1 protein-coding gene is annotated in these 1,818 nt (G+C 53.8%); it reads right to left on the bottom strand.

What is annotated here, in order from left to right:
• Positions 1-1,432: 1,432 nt before the first annotated feature.
• Positions 1,433-1,818 (bottom strand): hypothetical protein (locus GVY43_RS15835; protein WP_159563824.1); only part of this gene is annotated, 386 nt, incomplete at its 5' end.

Here is a 1,818-nt window from a genome sequence, read left to right as displayed (position 1 = left end):
CCTGCTCCCGGACGATTATCCGACGTCCTTATTGTAACAAAAACGGCTCAACCATGCGACTTGTCGTCTCTCTCGAATCCTGACGATTCTCAAAAAGTGATGGTTGAAAAATCCGTTTTTAAGATGGTTGACGTCAGACCCTTCACCTCGTTTCAGGAAACTCGGAGTCGTTTTCCTCAAATATTTTGTGTCTTGAACAAAAGTTTCCTGACAGGGTCGAAAGCGACAAAATCCGACAATTGTTTCGACAAATGTCGGATCGAATTGTTCCCAAAAAACGTACATCCATTCTCAAAAATTAACGCGCAAGCGTTCTCATTTTGGAGAAGGTGAGACCCTTCGGGATACTAAAATGGTGAGTAGTTGGAAGTCGTTAGCCTAGAGTTTTCTTTTGATGGTTTCTTCTGGGAAATGACGGCTCCCAACACTCCGCCAAATGGTGTACAGACTTAGGATGGTAGGACGAAAGCCACCTCTTGGACTGGGGTGGCTTTCGTTCGTCCTCTCAAAATATGCATGCATGCCGTCTCCTATTCGTTCATACGACGACGTGTCTATGCCATAGGATAAGGGTGTCCACGTCCCTGGAGACTAAAACCTACTCGGTCTCTTCCTCCAGGGCGTCGATACCCTTTTTTGTGTTATGTGTATTGTCGTTAGATGTTCTCGTCACATCGGTCAGTAACACGTCTTGTTCAGCTCCCGGACGCTGCGTCCTTCGATCCGAACCCAACGAATTCTCTAAGAAGGACGCCTTGGACGAAAGAGGAACAAAGAAACCAGGGACCGCCCCGAAACGGTTCCTGGACTCCTTTTTAGATTTTCTTTGGCGAAGCTTGCCACCCACGCCCTCGTGGTTTCATATATAATCAAACATGTACGGGTTATCCCTACTTCCCGTGCGACAAGAAGCCTTTCCGACGACCGATCGGGAGGCTCTTTGTTATGTTTGATGGGGCGTTGATTCACTTCTGGTGTCCCCGCCAGGGAAGATGCCTTATACTGGGGAGGGCTGGGCGCGATCGGTCAGATCGTGAAGGACACATGGGTCACTCCCGGTGGGACGCTCCTTCAAAGCGTTCCACGGCACACCCTCTATCCTCGACGAAGGAAGATCGGTCCCCCCCAGCCATCTGGGACAGGCCTCCCACGGGAGGGTCCCGACACACCATACGAAGGACCGACAGGGCGGACACACCAGACGAGCGCTTACATCCCCTGCCGGTCCTTTTGTGCTGTCCGGAAAACCCTGAACGCGCAGCTCTCCGGCGTTGACGCCTGCGACCCGCTTGTCGGGGCACTTGCGGGACGACTCGCCAGACTGCGCTAGGCTCGCATCCCTCGTGCCACACACGAGAAAGCCGATTCTCCTGCCCCATCATTGGCCTGTTAACATTATTTCACATACCACATCCAAGGGTTTGGGTAAGCCTCAACCCCGAGAAAAGAACACAGACCGCCCGATCCGATACGTCTCACGAGAGAGACGCGCCTCACAGACCATCCGTTTCCAGGGGTTCAACAGGGCATAGGTCCCTCCTCCCCCGTCAGAAAGCTCGGCCACGGTACCTAAGTGTATTGGCAAGAAAGACATTAATTTTAATTTTTTCACCCGTTTTGCGACCCGTTCATAGCGCTCCGCATGGCGCGGTGCGAACGTCATCGCGCGGTACTGGAGGGACGGTGGGCAGGCCATCCCCTCTCGCTTCATGTCACGGACCCGTGACACGAGCGAGGCGAGGCGACAGATGCGGTACCCGGCCCCACGGCCGCGTCGGACCGTGCCATCCGCGTTACGGATCGGCTCCACCCGGAACC

It is taken from the genome of Exiguobacterium sp. 8H (genome assembly GCF_902506255.1).
GTDB classification, from domain to species: Bacteria; Bacillota; Bacilli; order Exiguobacteriales; family Exiguobacteriaceae; genus Exiguobacterium; species Exiguobacterium profundum.
The sequence above is the reverse complement of the archived record's forward strand: the minus strand, read 5'-3'. Positions and strand labels throughout refer to the sequence as shown.